Genomic DNA, 21,386 nt, shown 5'->3' on the forward strand with positions numbered 1-21,386 from the left:
ATGTCATATACAGGAATTTTGAGTCTCAAAGATATTTGTCACTACGGTAAACGGTGTACCGCTACAGAGAAAATCACGAAGAAAATATCAACTGGCCAAAGTAAAACCGTTGTGCAGTGTAAGAAATATATAATCCAGAAAGACAAAGTCTCAGAGGAAATGATTTATTACATTGGGAAACAAAAGCAAATAATTTTAAAAGATCCTATCCCCTTAAAAGAGCTATATCCAACAATCAAACATGTTTATGACCAAAACGGTGTACTGATTGGTCGAAGAAAAAATGGAGTCTTGCGTTGTACCGCAAAAGGGATGGGGCGTTTGATCGGCTGAATTGATCATTCTCATAACTTGTATTTTATCGTTTTTCGCTTGCTTGAAAATATTGTCGAGACTTCTAAAGGAACTTAGAGTCACTAGAAAAATAAGGAGTAGACTTGATCTATCAACAATTCCCTTCGGGGAGTGACGGGGTAGGTTTTAACGATTGGTAACGTAAAAAATTGGTCAATCGAGTAAATGCGCTTGTTTGGATAGTGGTGAAATGAATTTGTGTAAATAATAAGCGCAGAGTAAACAAGAGGGAATTTAGAAGTTAGACAAGTTAGAATAGCGTCTAGATTAATCATGAGCAGCTACTAAGGGATCTAGACTTTGACGCAAACTCATGGAATAAGGAGTAGGTCTTCTCGTAATGGGGAGGACGCACAAGAAATTGTGTCGTGTGCTGCAGTACATGTAGATACTTGCGAGGACGTTGATTATTGGATCAATCGAGCATTTACCGCTGTCTACTAGGGTTTCTCGTTTCGGACGCCATAAACGAGTCGAAATTTTTTATGTATTTTTAAGTAAACGAAAAACGATAAAATATGAACAAGTCCTGAATAAAGTGAAAAAATTGATATAAAACATAGAGAAAATGAAATTTACGTAATGGAGGAATGACAAATGAAAAATTATGATCCGAATATACGATTGGGCACACATACTATTAAGGTTTCTTTCCAACGTTGGGATTACAAAGGATTTGTGACGTTTAGAAGGGGCGGAAATTGTAAAGGATTAGATGTGGATAGGCTACAATTAACTAGACAGAAAAATTAAGGTGTGTAGACTAGAAGAAAACATACCAGGAGGAATTTTTATGTCTAAGAGAACACGAAGAACTTTTTCACAAGAATTCAAGCAACAAATCGTCAATCTTTACTTAGCTGGAAAGCCACGTGTAGAAATCATTCGAGAATATGAACTAACGGCTTCAGCATTTGACAAATGGGTAAAGCAATCTAAAACGAGTGGTTCATTCAAAGAAAAAGATAATCTTACGCCTGAACAAAAAGAATTGTTAGAACTACGTAAAAGAAACCAGCAATTAGAAATGGAAAATGATATTTTAAAGCAAGCAGCGCTGATATTCGGACGAAGAGACAAGTAATCGATGCGAATAAGCATCTTTACCCTATATCAGCGATGTGCAGAATATTAGGTCTATCACGTCAGTCCTATTATTATCAATCAAAACCAAAGAAAGACGAATCAGAACTTGAAGAAGTAGTCGCTGAAGAATTTATCCGCAGCCGAAAGGCCTACGGCTCAAGAAAAATAAAAAAAGCCTTATCAAAACGAGGCATTCAGATCAGCCGACGAAAAATTAGTAGAATCATGAAAAATAGAGGATTAAAATCGAGCTATACTGTTGCTTATTTTAAAGTACATCATTCTACTTGCAATGAAGCCAAAACGACAAACGTATTGAATCGTAAATTCTTAAGAGACAGCCCATTAGAAGCGATCGTAACAGACTTGACTTATGTACGAGTCGGGAAAAAATGGAATTATGTCTGTTTCATTTTGGATCTGTTCAATCGAGAAATTCTCGGCTATTCTTGTGGAGAACATAAAGATGCCGTTCTAGTAAAAAAAGCATTTAGCCGTATCAAACAACCTCTGACAGAGGTTGAGATTTTTCATACTGATCGTGGAAAAGAGTTTGATAACCAAGCTATTGATGAATTATTAACAACTTTTGACATCAATCGATCATTGAGTCATAAAGGCTGTCCTTTTGATAATGCCGTAGCTGAATCAACTTATAAGTCGTTGAAAGTAGAATTTGTCTATCAATACACATTTGAAACCTTACAACAATTGGATTTGGAGTTATTTGACTATGTCAATTGGTGGAACCACCTTCGGTTGTACGGTACACTTGGCTACGAGACACCGGTTGGTTACCGTAACCAGAGATTGGCGCAGCGAATCCTTGATAATGAGCTCGGATGTGCTAACGCTAGCGAGGCAGTCTAACTTTAACTGTTAGCTCCTGCCGAAGATCGTCACATCCGAGGAGGCTCATTGTCAAGGACAATCGGAATAGCATACGGAAAGAAGTTCTGCACCTTATAAAATTTGTCAAAAAAACTGTTGCCATTCCAGATGTTTTAGCATTAGACGAGGATGATTTATACGATCAAACATTGACTGATAATCCAATTGGATTCGGCTTGCTACCTGAAGATGATGAAGGTAATGAATGGTTTAAAATGACGCTTATGAATGATAATGGAGACGAATTATCTGTTGAAGATACTTGGTCATATTTGAGTGATTATATTGTCAGCTTTGAAATCATTGAATTTGTAGCGGATAAAGAAGAATAAAAACTGGAGGAATAAATTTTACAGATAAAGGCTTAGAAGGAGTCACGACGATTAATAAAAAGGTAGTATTACCTTAGGCATTGAGTAAGGAATTTATTTAGGAGGAATAGTAGATGGCGCGACCAGTTTTAGAGGCGATGGATATGGATACTTTGACAAAAGGAAGGTATGTACAGCTGTTAGCTCGTGGTTATTCACCTAAAGAAGTATTCAAAGCCTTATCTAAAGGAACAGATATGGAAAAAGAAAGATTGCGAAAAGAATTCGATTATTGGAGAACCCATAATGGAATCAAGGATTTGAAACCAGCACGGCCAGTAATTAAACGAAAGAAAAAGATAACCCAAGACTGAAGTGTAGAGCGTATGTGATCATAGGCTTTTTTATTTTTGCAAAAAATAAGGAAGGTAGGAAAACTCATGAATTATGAAGAAATCGAAAACAGAAAAAAAGTGTCGAAAGAAATGGAAGAAAAGTTACTAAAAACGATGAAGCAAAAACACCTTAAAAGATTATCTGTCGCGCAATATATCAATGATATGCAGTTAACAGGAAAAGAGAAAGCTTGTTTGTTAGGTTCAATGAAAAACTTTGAACAGTTGAGACGAACTTATAGCTTTTGCGGGCGAGAAAACCCACGGTTTTAACCGTGTGGATGATAGCCCGCACTGTACTGTAAGAGCATAGGGAAACTTGTGCTTAGTGGAATATATAAAATCTCGTATATCCCAACAAAGAAACTGAATTGCGGGGAACCCCTAAAGCGAGTAAAACGACAACGTAGTCTTGAAATAGGCAAACGTGACCGTGGCGAAAGCAGAAAAAATTTACTCGATAGCATATGGTTAAATCCTAAGTGTTGCGACAATGGGCAATCTGCAGCGAAGACTCGAACAGAGTAACGTTCAACGACTATTCCTCTTGAGGGAAGTACACACAAGCGTGTGGAAGTGGTTTCGCCGTACTGGGTAAAGCCAACGGATAAGATATAGTCTGTGCTGGCACGAAAGTGTCAGAAGTTCATCAGAGAACTGCATAGGAAGTAGCGAACCTATGTGAACAAACTCCACATAAAAAATTCTTCATTCTTTTGTGTATATTAACATTGATTTAGTACATGGCTTAACCTAAAATTAAGGTATGGATAACGAATACAGACACTCAAAGACAACTGTATCGTTAGTCAATTACCACTTTGTTTTTTGCCCAAGGTATCGTCGGAAAATATTCGTTAATTCTGAAGTAGATGCTAGATTTAAAGCACTCGTTCAAGAAATAGCAAAGGAAAACGAGTGGAACATCATTGCAATAGAAACAGATAAAGATCATTGTCATTTATTAATAAATGTTCAGCCTACGTATTCTCCTTCTAAAATCATGAAGATAATAAAAGGTAAGACATCTAGAATAATCCGGCAAGAGTTTGAACACTTAAGTAAAATGCCAAGTGTTTGGACACGTTCATACTTTGTTTCAACCGCAGGAAATGTATCTAGCGAAATTATCAAGCGATATGTTGAGAACCAAAGAACAAGATATTGATTGCGTTAAGGAGGTGTGCAGAAATGAAAAAGGCTCATAAAATCAGGATTTACCCCAACTGTCGGCAAGAAATTCAATTTCAAAAAACATTCGGATGCGTTCGTTTCTATTGGAACTTTCTACTAGATCAACGTATAACGAATTACAAGAAGAAAAAAGAAAATGCCGATTACAAAGAAGATAAGACAACGTATGCTTCATTGAAAAAAATGGAAGAATACGCTTGGTTAAAAGAAGTTGAAGCTCAACCACTTAGCCAAGTAGCCATGGATCTAAATAAAGCATTTAAAAATACGTTCAACTCTACTTTTGGATTTCCTAAATTCAAAAGTAAGAAGTATTCCAAAAAGTCCTATCGAACAGCTATGGGTATAAAGGTGAATAGAAACTACTTTTATGTATCCAAGGTTGGCTGGGTAAAAATGGCTGAAACGTTGCGTTTCAATGGTAAATTAATGAATGTGACAATCAGCCAGTCAAAAACAGAAAAATATTTTGCAACTTTTTTAGTCGATACTGAAAACTTCCAAAAAGATCCTGTGACGGAATCCATTGGTTTAGATTTGGGTCTTACTCATTTCTGCATAACTTCCGCAGGTGAGAAGATAGGAAACGAGAGATTCTATCGATCATTAGAAAAACGCTTAGTGGTAGAGCAACGTAAACTTTCAAGACGCTTAGAAGTAGCAAAGAAGCATAATCGTAAATTAGAAGAGTGCAAAAACTACCAAAAGCAAAGAGTGAAAGTGGCACGTATCCATGAAAAGATTTTTAACCAACGAAATGACTTTTTACACAAACTGTCTTCTCGTATAACTGATGAGAACCAAATCATTTGTATTGAGGACTTGAATGTAACAGGCATGGTTAGAAATCATAAATTAGCTAAATCAATAGCAGACGTATCTTGGAGTGAATTTGTAAGGCAATTAACATACAAGTGTGAATGGAAAGGTCGAACGTTAGTAAAAATCGACCGTTTTTACCCTAGCTCGCAAATATGTTCTTCTTGTGGTCATAATGACGGTAAGAAAGAGTTAGATATTAGAGAATGGACTTGTAGCAATTGCGGAACAAATCATGACAGAGATATCAACGCTAGTATAAACATTGGAACCGAAGGACTTTCGGGGATAGCTTAGTAAATTTGCGCCCGTTTGGGTGTATTACCTAAGAACCCCATGACTTTAGTCGTGTGGAGTGTCAGGTGAAAACAAGTTCTAATTGTCAACTATTGTTAGAAGTCTCATGACATTCATTAATAGAATTCATTTTTAAAACTTTTTCTATGGAAATGAGAAAAAGTTTTTTTGTTTTGTCTGAAAGGAGGCAGATGGATGAAAAAATGGTTATTTGGTTTTTTAGGAGTCACTTTAATCGTCTTTTGCAGTGTGTTTGGCTATGTTAGCTACCAAAAACATGAAGGAGAGGTGTTTAAGCAAAATATAGAAAAAAAGATGCCCGTAGATCAAATCAATGCACATGCAAAGAGTTATAAGGAGGATGCAACGAACGTCAATAATGATATGTCTTTGGGGCAAATGTTGTCCATACAAAAAGAAGCAATCGAAATGGGCGTCAATAAACAAGTATTTGCACAAATTCAGATTCCTGCACTTGGTTTAGCATTGCCAATTTTTAAAGGGGCAAATCAATACACTTTGAGTCTTGGAGCGGCTACTTATTTTTATGAAGATGCCGAAATGGGCAAAGGAAACTATGTCCTAGCAGGTCATAACATGGAAATGCCAGGTGTTTTATTTTCTGATATTCAGAAGTTGTCATTAGGGGAGGTGATGGACTTAGTTAGTAACGATGGCGTCTATCGTTACAAGGTAACGCGTAAATTTATCGTACCTGAGTACTTTAAATTAATCGATGGCGTTCCTGAAGAGAACTCTTTCTTGTCTTTGCCAAAGAAAGGAGAGAAACCCTTATTAACGTTGTTTACTTGTGTCTATACGTCACAAGGAAAAGAAAGATACGTGGTACAGGGAGAGCTACAATAACAAGGTTTTAATCAACGCGAGTCGTTGAAATATGAAATGAGGAGAGTAAAAAATGGCAATAAATCGGTATGTAAAAAAAGCTGGAATGCTTATTGGAATGTTAGGAATCATTGCAGGCTGCTTTCAGGGATATCGAGCATATGCAGAAGATATCACGCAAAAAACGCCACCAGAGAAGGTCAATATCACGGTTCATAAATTAATGTACGATCAAGGAACGCAATTGAATGTTGATATTGACGGGATCAAAAACGATGGTTATACGCACGATCAATATCCTACAGGTGTAACGAAATACAACAAGGCAGATTATGGTGATGTTGAGTTTACGTTAGGAAATATTACGGATCAAGTATTACCGACTGAAGATTCTGATCTAACCAACGCGAAAGTGGACGAAATCGTTAAAGATGTAGAAGACAAGGGATCTAACAGTGAGTACGTCAAGAATGCAACCAACAAAATTACTTCAGCTGTAGATGAAAATGGTGAGATTACTTTTGCTGATCAACCAGCCTATGTCAATTCCAAAGGGAATGTATATGTGGTTTATGAAAGTAAATCCGCTGCTGGATTAGTCACACAAAAAGCAAAACCAATGGTTGTGATTGCGCCAATGACTGATAATACAGGTTCAGGTTTTTTAAAAGACATTCACTTATATCCTAAAAATATTGTTTCTAAGTTGAGTTTTGAATTAACGAAATTTGGTGACGATGGCACAGCTCAAAGCAAACAAACACCTTTAAAAGGGGCAAAATTTGAGTTATACAAGGGCGAACCTGGAAAAGGAACAAAATTAGGAGATCTTGTATCGGATGATCAAGGAAAGCTGACTGCTACTGATTTGACGTTAGGAAAATACTATTTTGTGGAAGTTCCTTCAGAAGTTGTAGTGGGATCAGATAAAGAACCAACAGCAGATCAATATTTATTAGGCGCAGACGCTCGCAACGATGCGCACAATAAATTAACCTTTGAAATTACGAATGATGGCGTGACAAGTGACTTAAAAGCTTCATACGTAAACTATAAAGCACCAGTGATCGATAAAACAGTAACAAATGGAACAGGACAAGAACATTCTTTCCAAATTGGTGACGCAGTAAATTATCAAGGAACGATTCATATCCCAACAGACATTGCAGGCGGAGCAGACGGTATCACAGTAAACGGAGTGAAAAGCGAAACTTCTCCTTACAGTGTATTTAAATGGGGGGATACAGCAGGACAAGGACTTTCTTATGTCGCTGCTAAAGCAAATATCAAAGTAACAAATAAAGATGGATCTGTGGTATTAAAAGAAAATACAGATTATAAAATCCAAAATTCAGAAAATGGCTTTGTGATCGATTTTATCGTGAATAATGGCCAAGTAAGTGATACTGTAGCAAGTTTACACGGACAAGATCTTCAAATGACTTATAACATGTATGTAAATGACAGCGCAGCTGTTGCCAATCCATTAACAAATAGCGTGGATTTCGTTTATAACAACAATCCATTTAATCAGGAAGAACACCACGAAAAAACGAAAGCTGACGTTGTGACTTATGGTGCAAAATTCTTAAAAGTCGATAGCGGACTATTTGGAACAGGAATCAAAGCAACACCGCTTGAAAGCGCAGAATTTGCTGCTAAAAACGCAGAAGGAAAATATTATGGTGGATTAGTTGATACGGATAAAAACGGTGTCAAAGAAGCAGTATGGGTAGACGATGTAGCAAATGCAGCGATCCTAAAATCAGATAAAGAAGGTCACTTTGAAATCACTGGTTTAACTGAAGGTGAATATTCACTGGAAGAAACAAAAGCGCCTGAAAACTATCAAAAATTAACGAAAGAGATCTCTTTCAAAGTAGACAAAGATTCATACAAAGAAGAAAACCGAATCACGATCAAAAACAATCAAAAAGCTTCCGTACCAATGACCGGTAGCAACGGTTTTCAAACGTATGTATTAATCTCTTGCTTGTTGCTAGGAGCAGGGGCACTTTCTGCAGTTGTTTACTTTAAGAAGAAAGCCTAGAAGGATCAAAACCAATGATTATCAGGAAGCCTAAGAAAAAGCGAATCATGGGTAAATGGATCATTGCTTTCTGGTTACTTTCAGCTGTAGGTGTCTTACTTTTGATGCCTGCTGAAGCGAGCGTGGCGAAATACCAACAAAATCAGCAGATTGCCGCAATCGATCGAACAGGAACGGCAGCAGAAACGGATTCTTCTTTGGATGTTGCTAAGATTGAGTTAGGCGATCCTGTTGGTATTCTTACAATTCCAAGTATTTCTTTAAAACTACCAATTTATGACGGAACGTCCGACAAAATTTTAGAAAATGGTGTAGGTATTACGGAAGGAACTGGTGATATTACAGGAGGAAACGGTAAAAATCCTTTAATCGCAGGTCATAGTGGACTTTATAAAGATAATCTTTTTGATGATTTACCTTCAGTAAAAAAGGGAGAAAAGTTTTATATCAAAGTTGATGGTGAGCAGCACGCTTATCAAATCGATCGGATTGAGGAAGTGCAAAAAGACGAACTACAAAGAAACTTTGTCACTTACTTAGAACCAAATCCCAATGAAGATCGAGTAACGCTAATGACATGTACGCCTAAGGGGATCAACACACACCGTTTTCTAGTGTATGGGAAGCGAGTAACCTTTACAAAATCAGAATTAAAAGATGAAGAAAATAAGAAACAAAAATTATCTTGGACATGGCTTTTAGGAAGTACTGTTTTTCTTTCAGTCATGATCATTGGTTCGCTATTTGTTTATAAAAAGAAAAAATAAAGGAGGGTAACCAACATGAGAAATAGAAAATGGCTATTTGTTTGTGCAGCCGCTCTTTTTTCTTTCACTGCCTACACACAGTTGACGTTTGCAGACAGACAAGAAAGCACGGATAGCACAGAACAAACAATCCAAACGTCAGATAGCAGCACGATTCAAAGCAGCGATGAAACCGTCGATTCGTCAACAGTTGATTCTTCAGAAGAACCTAAAATTGCTGAAGACGATCAAATAGTCAAACAGACCATTCACGTTCAAAAGATTATTTCTTCAGAACAATTAGACAACCAGGGGCATGAAAAACAAGAAGGAGTAAATGGCGCGAAGTTTTCTGTTTATGATGTATCGGACATTTTACAAAAGATGGATGTTAAGGATCTCACTACTGACCAAATTGAATCCCAATTAAAAGATCGAGTGAAAAAACTATCCAGTGATCAATTGAAGCTAGTTTCTAATGGAGAAACAAAGACAATTGATCAACAAACAGGTGTCTTTGAATTCTCGGTAGAAGTACAGGCAAATCAGAAACAAGCTTATTATATTGTCAATGAATCAAGTCCTGAAAACATTTCTAATAGCGAGGATATTTTGCTATTAACACCTGTTTCTGATAAAAACGGTGAATTCTTAAAGGATGTGTGGATCTATCCTAAATCAGAAGCTTCGCAACCTAAAGAAGAAGTAAAAAAAATCGTTTCTACTGGCGTAAAGAAAAACTTCTTTGAGAATTGTTGGGATTTTGTTACTCACTTGTTTTCTAGAGATTAAGGAAGAAATAAAATGAAACTGATCAAATTATTATTATTCAATCTTTCTTGTTTAACCGCAGTCTTTTTGTACTGCGGTTTATTATTTTCTAAACTATCTATTTTGCCAAGCTACCAACTATACCTAATGAGGATTTTAAACATACCAGCTGCTTCCATGCCGCTAGATATTATGGAAAAGCTCATTAGGAATCCATTATTTACTACGATCAATTTGATCGTTATTGTTGGAATTTCACTAGTCATTTATAAAAAAGAGGGGATGAAGGGATGAATTTTAAACACTCGTGGACCAGACGGTTAAAATATGTTTTTCCCATAATGATGATGTTAGGTACATTGTTTGGGTTAAAAACAGCCAATGTCTTTGCTGAAAAAGTTATTGTCGATCCGTCAAATCCAATCCAGAACGTAAAGAATAATTTTATTATTCCAAAAGATGTTCCTAATGCAAAAACAAATATTACTGTAAACGGAGCGTCAAAAGTTTACAAATATCATGTTGATGCCAACAAAGGTGGTTTTACAGACGACTACGTAGGATTAGTGGAGGGAAACAAAAATATACGCTATCCTTCTTTCCAAAAAGAATACGGTGAAACAAACCTTGTTTTAGAAGGCGTAACAACCAACACCAAAGTCAATATTGACTATGGAAAAATCGGTACGTATAACGGGAAAAAAGTCAATATCAAGCTAGTTCTATCTAATATTCACTTATACTCGGATACGTTGCCGTGGAATCTACTAGATAACAACTATACAAAAACTCATTTTCGAGACGATGGCTATAAAAATACGAATGGTGCAATGAGTAAATCTAAAAAAAGAACAGTACTTTGGATCTCAGACAATCTTTTCTCAGGAATTGTTTACCATTCAACACAAATGAATGTGCAGCTAGTAGCCACATATGAGGACGGTAGCCCCGTTCAATTTTCAGGAGATACATTTATCAGTTTTAACTCTTTGAACCCTGCAGGAGGAAAAAGCACGGATCTTAAAGGAGAATATGCCCACTATGACAAAATGAATACGACAGATTGGTATGTCAGAAAAGATACGGTTCTTTCAGAATTTAAATCTTTCTACAACAATCTGAACGTGGTAGGTGGCCACCCAGGAGGAAGCTCTAAGCTGACACAAGCGGATAATGATTTCAATAATTTGCATGATAAATTAGGAGATCCGAAGTTTGGTCAAGGTACTGTGTCCTTTAAAATATCTGAAGCAAATCCGACGTTTGTGATTGGTTCTTCTAATGTTCAAACCTGGTTTACTTTATCTTCTGCGACAATCTTTAGTGTTGTTCCTGATCAACCTGAAAAAACAGGGGTTGATAAAAATGGAAATAACGTGAACGATAAAATGTTGCAAGTAGGAGACACGATTCAATATCGAATCAAACAGAAGGTGAATCGATTAGGAGTGGATTTACTAGCGGTTTACGATCGATTTGAGTTAATCGATAATTTACCAAAAGAAGTAAATTACGTCGATGCACACGTTGAAAGTGGTACAAATAAAAAATTCGATGTATCTGGTGAAGTGACCTATGACAAAACAAAACACCAGGTAAAATATGCAGCGAAAGCTAATACATTAAAAAATCGAATGAAGTATAACGGCGAAACTTACGAATTAGTGATCAATGTAAAAGTCAATGAATTGGCCAATCAAAATAGTGTAGCCAAAAATCAGGGAACGTCGATCATTAATAAAGTAGAAAAGGATACAAATATCATTACCGTTTATTTCCCTAAAATTCCAGTGAAAGAAGTACAACAAAATGGAAAAGATGTAAACGGACGAAATGACGGTAAGAAGGGTACGCCGACAGCTCCTTTAAACGCAGGATCTGAAGTACAATATCTAGTCACACAAAAATGGCACACAAAAGGCGTAGACGCTGCGTCAGATCACTACAAACAATTTAGTATTCAAGATCCAATTGAAGCTCGTTTGACATATAAAGAAGGTTCTGCGCAAGTAATAGATAAGAGTAAAGGAAAAGATATTACTTCTGAAGGCACACTAACCTATGATAGCAATTCAAGAACGCTGAAGTGGGAAGCTTCCGCTGACTTCTTAAGTAACAATCTTTTAGATGGACGAGAAATTCAGCTGATATTTACAGCTAAAACTCCATTACAATCAGAAAAAAATATTGATAACCAAGCCGTAGTAGCAGTAGATAATGTTTCTAATAAAACAAATGTTGTGACAATTGGGGTTGATCCTAACTTGCCACAGGTCATTGTTCCTAAAACAGGTTCTACACATTTAGTAACGATTTCAGCGGTCAGCTTACTATTACTTGTGTTAGCAACTTTTAGTTATGCGGTTCTGAGATACATTTAAAATAAAAAAACGAAAGAATGAATAAAATGAAAAAGTTAATAATAGTAGTTACTTCCTTGATTGCCATGATTGTTATTTTAGTCGGATGTAGTAATGAAAAAAATAAACAAACTAATCAAGATAATGGCGTATTGAAATCAGGAACTATGTGGAAAGAAGAAGTAGGTGGTCTTGTTTATAATTTGAAAATTATAGACGAGACTACCTGGGAATACTCTGAGAGTGTATGGCATCCAGATCCTGTACAAATAACAGTCAAGAGGCAAAAAGACTATAAAGGTTTAGAAAGATACAAAATAGTAGATTCAGCTGGTGTTAGGGAATTTATAAACAAATCTGATTCTTTATTTATTGTTGTTCCCTATGAGAAGAATGGCGTAAAAAAAATAATTTTTCTTGGATCTAGCAAGGATGAAAAGCGAACGAAAGAGAAATTGATTCACGATGGATCACAATCCAATAAATATAAGTTACAAAAGACTAGCGAGTGATTGCTAGTCTTTTTATTTGTCCTGAAGGAGGAATCACAGTGGCAAAAGCTAAAACGCCATTTGAAAAAGCCGCGTCTAAAATCTTAGAACGCCGCGGTGTATCTGAAACACAGTGGAAACAAGAAGTCCTTGAAAAAGCACAATTTGACCTATTACGGGGAAAAGACAAGGACTTAGAAGGATATATCTATCAACGTGAACGTGAAAAGCTTGTTTTCGATGAAATTATTAAACACTAAAAGGAGCGAACAATTTTATGTTTGAATCAATTACAATGAATTTTTTAACACAACCGAAAGTAGTAGCTGCGGTTGATATTTTTAGAGCATTACAAACTGCCGCAACTAGTTTAAAAAACAATCTGATGATTTTTGCTGCTGCTGCGGCCGTTGCTTCCATTGTTATTGGGGGTCTTTTCTTCCTATTTGGACGAAGAGGAGCTGAAAATGGGAAGATGCACGTAGGCTATGTATTGATGGGGGTAGGAGTTATTTTAGCAGCAGCTTCTATTGTGGTTTCGTTATTTGGATTGTTTGGACAAACACCTCAAGGATTATAAGAAAGTAAAAAAGTAGGAGTAAGAAGTAGTCGATACTTTTTACTCCTTTTTTATGAAAGGAGAATACTCATGTACTTTACGATTGCAGGCAATACCAAAACAGATAAAGAGTTAATTAAAAAAGCAACGAAGGAAGTAGGAAAGCGGACTTCTTTTTTACCGAAAACAATTAAATATTCTGTCATTGAAACGGAAGAACAGCTACATGTGTTAGGGAAAGTACTGGAACACGAAAGTCGATCTTCTGTTAAGTTGACTCTCACGTTACATGACACAGAAGGAAAAATAGAGAAAGCTGGTACAGAATACGTTTTTGGCCCGCTGGATTATCAAATTTCAGAAGGTTTCTATCCTACATTGATGGATTTAATCCGCCTTGATGTGTTTAAAGAAACGGATGAAACTATGAGTGTGGAAGAGTCTTATCGAAACGAAAAACTTTTACAAGTTTTAGAAGAAGAGTTAGAGAGCGACCAAAGAAAAGTGAATCAAGTGAGTGAAGTCGAAGTAAATGAAGAAGTACCATGGGAACGACCAATCTTTCCAAAGAAGGAGTCAAAAGAAAAAGAGACAGTCTATGTTGACGAACAAGCTGATATTCCGACTCAGAAATCGATATTTGAGGAAGAGAACGATGTGATGGGTCAATTGGAGGTAGATCCCTTTGAAGAAACAATGGAGGATGAAGAGACGGCCGAAGTAGAAGTTGATCCAGTTGAAGCTAATGAAGAGTCAATATGGACTGAAGGGGATTCTCAGGAATATATTGAACCACTTATCAGTGAAGAAGTAGAGAAAAACGAAACAGAGATACAAAAGGCAACTGTATTTGATTATATTTTGGATCAATATCCGCCAGAGCATGAATGGATGAAAGAAAAAAACAAATTATTTTTAAATGGGCTTTATTCGAAATATCAATTACCCCAAACCTATCAAGCATTTTTAGAGAGTAAAGAAGAATTAATCTCACAGGGTAAAGGCACACTTTTAGAACAGTTAGAGTCTGTCCAATCAACAAATTGGCATGAGCTTGCACAAGAAGATTTATTAGCCACCTTTGAAGAACGTCAACAAGAAACAGATCAAGAAATTAATGAGTATGCGACGGAACAGTCGTCTAATTGGGAGAAAGCAAAAGAGGAACTAAATAAAGAAAAACAGCGAGTGATTGAAGAAGAAGTACAAAAAATTAAAGAGCGATACGAAAAGAAACGCGACAATGCGTATTCCTTGTGTGTAGAAAAGATCAATAATTTTACTCAGACGAATCAAGAAGCGTTATCGAAAGAAAAAGAAAACTTGTTAAAAGAACGTATAAGAGAACGAAAAGAAGAATTTTATCAAGGTTTGCGTACAGATAAGCTAAAGATTAGCAAAGAATTAAATGAGCAACTGAATAAGCTATATCAAACAACGACTGAAGTTCTTATGGAAAAACACGAGCAGATCCAGCAAGAATTACAAGTACAAATTCCAAAATGGAAAAAAGAGTATGAAATTCAACAACGAGAATTGAAAGAACAAGAAGAAAAACAACGGCAAAAAGAAAAAGAGCGCGAACAATTAGAATTAAAAAAACGTGAACAGGATCTTGCGGAACAAAAAATGGCGATAGAAAAACAACGGTTAGAGCAAGAAAAGGAAAAAGAAGCAGCTGCTCGTAAGGAACGTCAAGAACAAATGGATACATTGCGACAAGCACAGTTAAATTATCTAGCACAACCTCAACCAGTAGCTGCTGTTCAAACGCCAGTGAACAACCAAGCAAATTTAACTCCTTCACCACAGCGTTCCTTTAACGGATGGATGGTGGGATGTATTGCAAGTTTAAGCTTGCTTCTAGGTGGAGGAACAGTATTTGCTTTTAATCATATCAATCAATCTTCACAGGCTGATTCTGTGGCCACAACGACGTCAATCAAGGAAGAAGCCCAAGAACAAGCAAGAAAAGAGTATGAACAACAATTAGAAGAATTATTGAATCATACCAATCAGTCAACAACAGAGTCAAGTATGGAAAATAGCAAAGAGAGTGATCCTAGTAAGGCTAAAGAAGGATCAAGCGATTCAACTGTACAATCAAACACTTCCGAAAGTTCAGAATCAAATGAGGTGAAATAATGCGTGTTAGAGAAACAACGAGACGAAAAGACAAACGATTCAATTTAGAAAAGAATAGGTATCTTTCTCATTTCTATCGCTATACTCCTTCAGGAGAAGAGCTACCAGAAAAACATGACAAACGTATTTCTCAAAAGATTTTTTATAGTGGCTTAGCTTATCTTCCTTTAAACTATGTTGTTACAAGAATACCAGAAGCATTTCATCGATTTGAGATTATTCCAGGAAGTTTACAAGGAGTGAATATTTTTCAGTTACAAGAAATGCCGCAGTTATTCCATTTTGATTCAACTGGTTTTTGGAATCCTTTGACCCCAACAACAAGTTTAGGCACACGTTTAGTTGTTTCTACGATTTGTGTTGTTCCAGCTGTACTTATGGGATTGAAAATGGACATGTGGTTTCGTCCTCTAGCAGATGGGCAAAAAGGAGATAACCGATTAAAAACGTTAAAGGAAATCCAACAAATTTATCCGCAAATACCAGAATCAAAGGGAGGTTTTCCTGGTTATGGCGGAATACCAATTACTCATTATAAAAAGTACTGGTATATTCAGACGGATACAGTAAATACTTGTATTGTTGGTACTTCCCGTTCAGGGAAAGGACAGATAGAAGTTTTAGCAACCATTGACAATTTGTCTCGTGCAGAAAGACAAAGTTCAATGGTTGTTAATGATCCAAAAACAGAATTATATGTTGCTAGTAAAGATGAACTAGAAGCTAGAGGGTATGATGTGTATGCATTTAATATCACCGATCCACTGCAATCAATGAGTGATAATCCATTGGCACTCATCGTGAAATACTGGAAGCGAGGAGACATAGATACTGCAACGCAGTTAACCAATACTTTTACGAATACGATTTATTATGATGCCAATGCTTCAGACAACAAATACTTTAACGAAAATGCGCAGAAAGCTGTAAATGCGCTTATTTTTGCGTTGTTAGAACAAGCCGATCAAACAGGGGATTACTCCAAATTAACACCCAATAATCTTGTTGAGCTTCTTTCTGAAATTGGCGGTTTTAATTATCAAGATCCTGAGAATGATTACAAACAACTCAATGCCTTAGATGAATTCATGAATCAGTTACCACCTGGAAACATAGCAAAAAAACAATATGGGGCAACAAAAATTGGTTCTGATAAAGCAAAAGGGAATATTTTATCGACGGCAATCACAGGATTGAATCCATTTACCCTAACGAAAATTGCGAAAATGACTTCTCAATCAACCATTGATTATAAGTCCATTGGTTTTCCGAAGTATTTGGATCTCAAACTACACGAGAGTCTGTTAAATCAGCGAATTGTTGTAGAGTTTTATCATCAAGGAAAAAAATTTCATGAGGAACGTGTCAAAGTAGGTTATAGAGGTTTTTGTGAAATCAACTTTGATTGTCATTTAGAGCAGGGAGATCATGTTTGCTTAAAATACGATCATCAAGGAAAAGAATATGTTGCTTGGTATGAGTTTTCTCAAAGAGTATTGAAAGACGAAGAGGGAAATATCGTTTATCGAAAAAAACGAGGAGAAACCCATTTACCAGAATTAGAAAAAGAAGCTGTTCTAACATTAGATGAGGATAAAAGTAACTTATTAGTAGAGTCTATTCGGATGCACTATACCGATAAACCAATGGCTATTTTTATGCTCACACCTGATTATGATCCATCTAACCATATCATTGTTAGTATTTTTCTTAGTCAGTTGTATAAAGAATTATCTACGCAATGTGTTAAGACTAAAGGAGATAAATGTCACCGTAGGATTCATTTTATTTTAGATGAATTTGGGAATATGCCACCAATGGATAATATGGAAGGAATCATGACAGTCACAGCTGGTAGAAACATGTTGTGGGATCTGTTTATTCAATCCTATCAGCAACTTTATGCGAAGTATGGGGAACAAAACGCAGCGATTATCAAAGAAAATTGTCAGACACATATTTATATTATGTCGACAGACGATAATACCATCGAAGAATTTTCCAAAAAAGTGGGGAATAAGACGGTTGAACAAGAGAACAGTACCACCAATTCATTAGGTATGAATACTCATATCAATCGCAATGTTGATTCAGATCGTAACTTAACTCCTGAAAGAATTTCTACTTTTTTAGAAGGTGAAACGATTGTACTCGCTCCTTTAAAACGACGAGATTTGAAGGGTCATAAAATACGGCCGTATCCTATTTTTAATCATGGGGAAACGAATCTTCCTTATGCTTATCAATATATTGAAGATTTCAATCCATCGTGGGATATCAATGATATAGACATACATTGTACACATGCGGACTTGGATCTTAAGGCTTTACAAATTGATTACGATTATTTTCTACCTGATATCTATGCACGTCGACTTTATCACAATATGCACGATCAAATAGAAGAGGAAGCTAAAGAAAACATTTTTATTAAAATCGTTCAATCTTTAGACAACTCAACGGCACAAAAGTTACTTATTCAATTTTATGAAGAGAAGCAAATAGATCGTTTGCAAGAATACCTTGAAAAATTGCATCAAAATGAAGAAATTACAGAGGTTATAAGGAAACGACTTTTGCTAGAAGCTGAAAAGGCGGTGAAAGAATGATCATTGGAGGAATATTTTCCGGCATTGCCGACTGGTGGTCAGGCTTATTTGGGGATGGGGATGCAGATCCCAAAACCGTAACGAAAGTCTTACAAGATTATGGTAATTATCTGCAGTATCAAGATGTATTCAGTTGGATTTGTAATACTTTTTTATGGGGTTTGATTAAAGGGTTATATAATCTCAATACTTTACTAGAAAAAACAATTTATCAAAGCTTTGATTTAAAAGACTTATTGAACGCTGCTGGTGTTAATGAACTGTTTCAAAGTTTGATTAGCAAGGTATTGGCTCTTTTTTGTGTCGTCACATTAATTTATTTAGGCTTAAAATTTTTTATGAGTAAACATCCACCAAAAATCAAAAATATCTTGGTTAATCTATTTATGGCCATGATTTTGATTTTTGGTGGTAGTTCTTTAATCGATGAAGGGCTAAATATTAGTAAAAACTTTTACGGAGACGTGACTGCAGCAAATAAAGCAGATAAAACTGGATCACCTGCTTTTCAAATTATTCAAAATAATGTGATCGATGTGAGTACGCTACTAGAAACTGATCCGAATAAAGTAGAATCCCTACCAACAGATAAAAGAAATGCTCTCACGGCGAAAAACTTTAAGACAGCAAATATTAATTCAGTGATTATTCCTAAGGAAGCCGCTAAGATGGCGGATGAAGATAAGAGTGGTCTATCAGATATACAAAAGGATCGGCTAAGAGCGTTACAATACCGACTGGAACTGGATGATAATGGAAAAGAAATCCCTGTAGAGATTAGTGATGAGGGGTTAGCAAAATATGTGTATACTTCAGGCTATCGCCGATACATTAGTAGTCCAGGGATTATTTTAGCTGGTGAATCTTCTTTGTCGGTTGCCTATTTATTTATCTTGTTTACGATTGTAACTTGCATTATTGAGCTGGTATTTAAAAAATTCTATTTAGTAATTGCCGCGTCAACGGACTTTGAGACAGGACAACGGATGAAAAGTGCTATAGAAGATATTTCTCAATCCTTCTTGTTATTGGCGTTTACGATTTTAGAATTACGAATCTATACATTAATGCTGTCAGGTATCGGTGATTTGCACGCAGCAGGCAAGATCAACGGATTTTTGTATGTTGTCGCTTTAATTGTACTAACCATTGCGCTATTCAAAGGCTCTCAATCTGTTACGAAGATTTTCGGTGTTGATACAAGTCTGAAAAACGGCAGCAATTCTCTTCTTAGCATGTTTGCCTTAGGAAATATTGCGAAAAATGTGGGTAGTGGGGCTAAAAACCTTGCAAGTGCTGGTAAGAGTGGTTTAAGCAATTTAAATGATATTCGTAAAAATGGATTTGGCAATCGAAAAGATGTTACCCCTGATAACGGGGAAGAACAATCAGACGATAAAGCTACAACTGTACCTAATAGTAAGAAAAAAGTTTCCGAAATGTTCGGGAAAGCGAAAAATGGTGTTTCTAAAGCCGCAGAAGGTCTTGGTTACGTCAATGAACGTGGGTTAAAAGGAACAGCTGAAGATCTTACAGAAAAAGCCAAAGACACCTTAGAAGAGAAATTAGACGGCACGAGAGCTAAAGAATTGGCTGAAGCTGTGAAGAATCCATCCGAAGCACTAGAAAAACAAAAAGAAAAAGCTTCAGAAGTCAAAGAAGGACTGAAAGGTGCGTATGGTGAAGGACAAGTCAATGCAGCAGTAAAAGCTAATACAACAACCGAAAAAGAAAATCAAGAAGGTGCAGCGATTCCTTCAGCCAAAGATCACCAAGATGGGTTGCATTCTAACGAAAATTCAGAAGAAGAACAAAATGGTCAATTACCAAAAACAGATCCAGAACAATATCGTTATAAATCTAACATTAATTCTGAGAATGAAAAGCGCATTTCAGATTTACCAAAACGAAATCAAGAAGTACAAACGGATGAGGATTCCATCGATCTGCCAAATGATAATGGAATCGAAGTTGGAACTGAAAAATCAACGAAAATTAGTTTGCCTAAGACACAAAATTTACCAATGAAAGATAGTCGTTTGAATCAATTCAAGGAGAATGATCAAAGCTTTGTTCACCAATCAACTGCAGGTAATGTTCAAATGAAACCAAGTCGTTTGCCTGAAAATGGAAATCTGACAACTGTTTCTTACAATTTATCTGAAAGTGGGGAGACAGGGAATGCGTCCGTTCAAAATGTTGTGACAAGAGAAGCTGCACCAGAACCTATTCAAAAAGTTCACACAGGTTACAAACCAGCAAATGTGGCATTTACTGCACCAACAAAAATAAATGTAACAAGAGAAACTAAAAACAGGAACAATGAATTGAAAGAACAATTATTGAAGGATATCAAATCATAAAAGGCCTACGAGTTAGGCCTTTTTTCTATGTATGAAAAGGAGAAATCATTTATGGATAAATATATTAACATGAAAAATCCTCCAAGATTTAGTGGGGAATGGAAGTTTTTCGCCTTTTTCTTTTTGGATCTATTAACGCTTGGTGGTTGCTTTTTTTGGGCGAAAATAGTCAATAATCTTGTCCATTTACCACTCTTTTTTGCACTCTTGAATTATGGCTTATGGATTGCGATAGCTTTAGTGATTGTTTGGCGCCCCTATAATAACCCAGGTCAACGACAAATTTTTGCGATTATCGAGTCTATTTTTTTTACGGACAAGAACCACTATCATGCGTTAGATCCTAACCGAAATTATCATGGTACGTATAAGGAGGATGAATAAATGCGAGTCAAAGGACAAAATTCAGTTGATAAGAAATCCATTTTTCAGTTTGGAAAACCAGAAGAACGATCTATCTTGGATTTATTTCCTTATAAATCCTGTACAGAAGAGGGAGTCTTAGTTACTAAAGAAGATCATTTTCAACGTTATTATCGTGTAGTTTCTACAGACGTGGAAGGATTAAATGAACAAGAGAAACTAGAACGAATGAATCAGTTGACCACCGTCATGCGTACGTATGTGCCAACAATTAAGTTAGTTAGTTTGACCACAGAGACGGATTTAACGGAACAAATTGTACAAAAGCGGCAATTATTAGATAAGAATCGTATGGAACAATCCTTAGGAAGAAATCTACAGCGATTAAGAAAATATGAAAAGAAATTAGTAGAGGAAATCCAGGAATTGAAACGAGCAGAACAAGAACGTCCTGACTTAAGCTTCTTTTTCGTCATTGAAGGAAAGACAATCAAGAATTTACAAACCAGAAACCGTCAGTTAATGCGATCTAGTGGCATTTTAGGGTTAAAACCACTCTACAAAAAAGAATTGATCAAGATTCTTTATCGAATGAATAATATGAATGATGAGTAGGAATGATGAGTAGGAATGGAGAAGAGAGAATGAAATATCCGTTGATATGGTTAGAAAAAGATGTTCCGAAGGAAGAGACCACTAGAAAATTTCCTCACACTTTAAGCCTGGGTAAGTTGGG

General features: G+C 36.2%; 20 protein-coding genes and 2 pseudogenes. All 22 read left to right on the forward strand.

Annotated features, from left to right (window positions below; translation table 11 throughout):
- The 22 genes and pseudogenes from traE (at position 1) to PYW34_RS12375 (ending at position 21,265) form a co-directional block, all read left to right on the forward strand.
- Positions 1-333 (forward strand): type IV conjugative transfer system protein TraE, encoded by a 333-nt coding sequence (traE, locus tag PYW34_RS12270; RefSeq protein ID WP_002334604.1) that lies wholly within the window; start codon positions 1-3, stop codon positions 331-333.
- A 618-nt stretch (positions 334-951) separates the two neighbouring features.
- Positions 952-1,074: pseudogene (locus PYW34_RS12275) on the forward strand (DUF5406 family protein); the annotation flags it as partial.
- A gap of 73 nt (positions 1,075-1,147) precedes the next feature.
- Positions 1,148-2,310 (forward strand): IS3 family transposase gene (locus tag PYW34_RS12280; RefSeq protein WP_115354384.1). Its coding sequence is split into 2 segments (ribosomal slippage): positions 1,148-1,424 and positions 1,424-2,310, totalling 1,164 coding nucleotides; the frame shifts between segments, so codons are not numbered across the junction.
- Between the two features lie 128 nt (positions 2,311-2,438).
- Positions 2,439-2,663: pseudogene (locus tag PYW34_RS12285) on the forward strand (DUF5406 family protein); the annotation flags it as partial.
- A 113-nt stretch (positions 2,664-2,776) separates the two neighbouring features.
- Complete coding sequence (locus PYW34_RS12290) at positions 2,777-3,016, forward strand: hypothetical protein (protein WP_002295673.1); 240 nt, start codon at positions 2,777-2,779, stop codon at positions 3,014-3,016.
- Positions 3,017-3,082: 66 nt separating this feature from the next.
- Positions 3,083-3,310, forward strand: coding sequence for a hypothetical protein (locus PYW34_RS12295; protein ID WP_002299891.1), 228 nt, complete (start codon positions 3,083-3,085; stop codon positions 3,308-3,310).
- 493 nt (positions 3,311-3,803) lie between these two features.
- Entirely contained in the window at positions 3,804-4,205 is a 402-nt protein-coding gene (gene tnpA, locus PYW34_RS12300) for an IS200/IS605 family transposase (RefSeq protein ID WP_002320594.1), read from the forward strand.
- A 23-nt stretch (positions 4,206-4,228) separates the two neighbouring features.
- Positions 4,229-5,347: an IS200/IS605 family element RNA-guided endonuclease TnpB gene (tnpB, locus tag PYW34_RS12305; RefSeq protein WP_002334601.1), complete on the forward strand. Its 1,119-nt coding sequence runs from the start codon at positions 4,229-4,231 to the stop codon at positions 5,345-5,347.
- Between the two features lie 195 nt (positions 5,348-5,542).
- Positions 5,543-6,214 carry a class A sortase gene (locus PYW34_RS12310; protein ID WP_002295671.1) on the forward strand — a complete coding sequence of 224 codons (672 nt, stop codon included), beginning with the start codon at positions 5,543-5,545 and terminating at the stop codon, positions 6,212-6,214.
- A gap of 52 nt (positions 6,215-6,266) precedes the next feature.
- On the forward strand, positions 6,267-8,243 hold the full coding sequence (locus tag PYW34_RS12315; protein ID WP_002334600.1) for a pilin N-terminal domain-containing protein: 1,977 nt from the start codon (positions 6,267-6,269) through the stop codon (positions 8,241-8,243).
- 14 nt (positions 8,244-8,257) lie between these two features.
- Complete coding sequence (locus PYW34_RS12320; protein ID WP_002316053.1) at positions 8,258-9,010, forward strand: class C sortase; 753 nt, start codon at positions 8,258-8,260, stop codon at positions 9,008-9,010.
- Between the two features lie 15 nt (positions 9,011-9,025).
- Positions 9,026-9,781, forward strand: a complete 756-nt coding sequence (locus PYW34_RS12325) for a pilin N-terminal domain-containing protein (RefSeq protein ID WP_002320589.1) — start codon at positions 9,026-9,028, stop codon at positions 9,779-9,781.
- A 12-nt stretch (positions 9,782-9,793) separates the two neighbouring features.
- Complete coding sequence (locus PYW34_RS12330; RefSeq protein ID WP_002314405.1) at positions 9,794-10,054, forward strand: hypothetical protein; 261 nt, start codon at positions 9,794-9,796, stop codon at positions 10,052-10,054.
- The gene (locus PYW34_RS12335; protein ID WP_002334599.1) at positions 10,051-12,141 is read left to right on the forward strand and encodes an isopeptide-forming domain-containing fimbrial protein; all 2,091 of its coding nucleotides are present in this window, start codon (positions 10,051-10,053) and stop codon (positions 12,139-12,141) included. Before PYW34_RS12330 ends, PYW34_RS12335 begins: the two co-directional genes overlap by 4 nt.
- A gap of 26 nt (positions 12,142-12,167) precedes the next feature.
- The gene (locus tag PYW34_RS12340; RefSeq protein ID WP_002310966.1) at positions 12,168-12,632 is read left to right on the forward strand and encodes a hypothetical protein; all 465 of its coding nucleotides are present in this window, start codon (positions 12,168-12,170) and stop codon (positions 12,630-12,632) included.
- The gene (locus PYW34_RS12345) at positions 12,629-12,871 is read left to right on the forward strand and encodes a DUF5415 family protein (RefSeq protein ID WP_002305229.1); all 243 of its coding nucleotides are present in this window, start codon (positions 12,629-12,631) and stop codon (positions 12,869-12,871) included. Before PYW34_RS12340 ends, PYW34_RS12345 begins: the two co-directional genes overlap by 4 nt.
- A gap of 17 nt (positions 12,872-12,888) precedes the next feature.
- The gene (locus PYW34_RS12350) at positions 12,889-13,191 is read left to right on the forward strand and encodes a hypothetical protein (protein ID WP_002295662.1); all 303 of its coding nucleotides are present in this window, start codon (positions 12,889-12,891) and stop codon (positions 13,189-13,191) included.
- A gap of 69 nt (positions 13,192-13,260) precedes the next feature.
- A complete protein-coding gene (locus PYW34_RS12355; protein WP_002334598.1) occupies positions 13,261-15,315 on the forward strand; it encodes a hypothetical protein in 2,055 nt (684 codons plus the stop codon).
- Positions 15,315-17,924 carry a VirD4-like conjugal transfer protein, CD1115 family gene (locus PYW34_RS12360; RefSeq protein ID WP_002334597.1) on the forward strand — a complete coding sequence of 870 codons (2,610 nt, stop codon included), beginning with the start codon at positions 15,315-15,317 and terminating at the stop codon, positions 17,922-17,924. Before PYW34_RS12355 ends, PYW34_RS12360 begins: the two co-directional genes overlap by 1 nt.
- Positions 17,921-20,287, forward strand: coding sequence for a pLS20_p028 family conjugation system transmembrane protein (locus tag PYW34_RS12365; RefSeq protein WP_002334596.1), 2,367 nt, complete (start codon positions 17,921-17,923; stop codon positions 20,285-20,287). Before PYW34_RS12360 ends, PYW34_RS12365 begins: the two co-directional genes overlap by 4 nt.
- Before the next feature lie 51 nt (positions 20,288-20,338).
- Positions 20,339-20,671: a hypothetical protein gene (locus PYW34_RS12370; RefSeq protein WP_002295656.1), complete on the forward strand. Its 333-nt coding sequence runs from the start codon at positions 20,339-20,341 to the stop codon at positions 20,669-20,671.
- A complete protein-coding gene (locus tag PYW34_RS12375) occupies positions 20,672-21,265 on the forward strand; it encodes a hypothetical protein (RefSeq protein WP_002331346.1) in 594 nt (197 codons plus the stop codon).
- Positions 21,266-21,386 lie beyond the last annotated feature (121 nt).

Origin of the sequence: Enterococcus faecium (assembly GCF_029023785.1) — a bacterium.
In the GTDB taxonomy this organism is placed as follows: domain Bacteria; phylum Bacillota; class Bacilli; order Lactobacillales; family Enterococcaceae; genus Enterococcus_B; species Enterococcus_B faecium.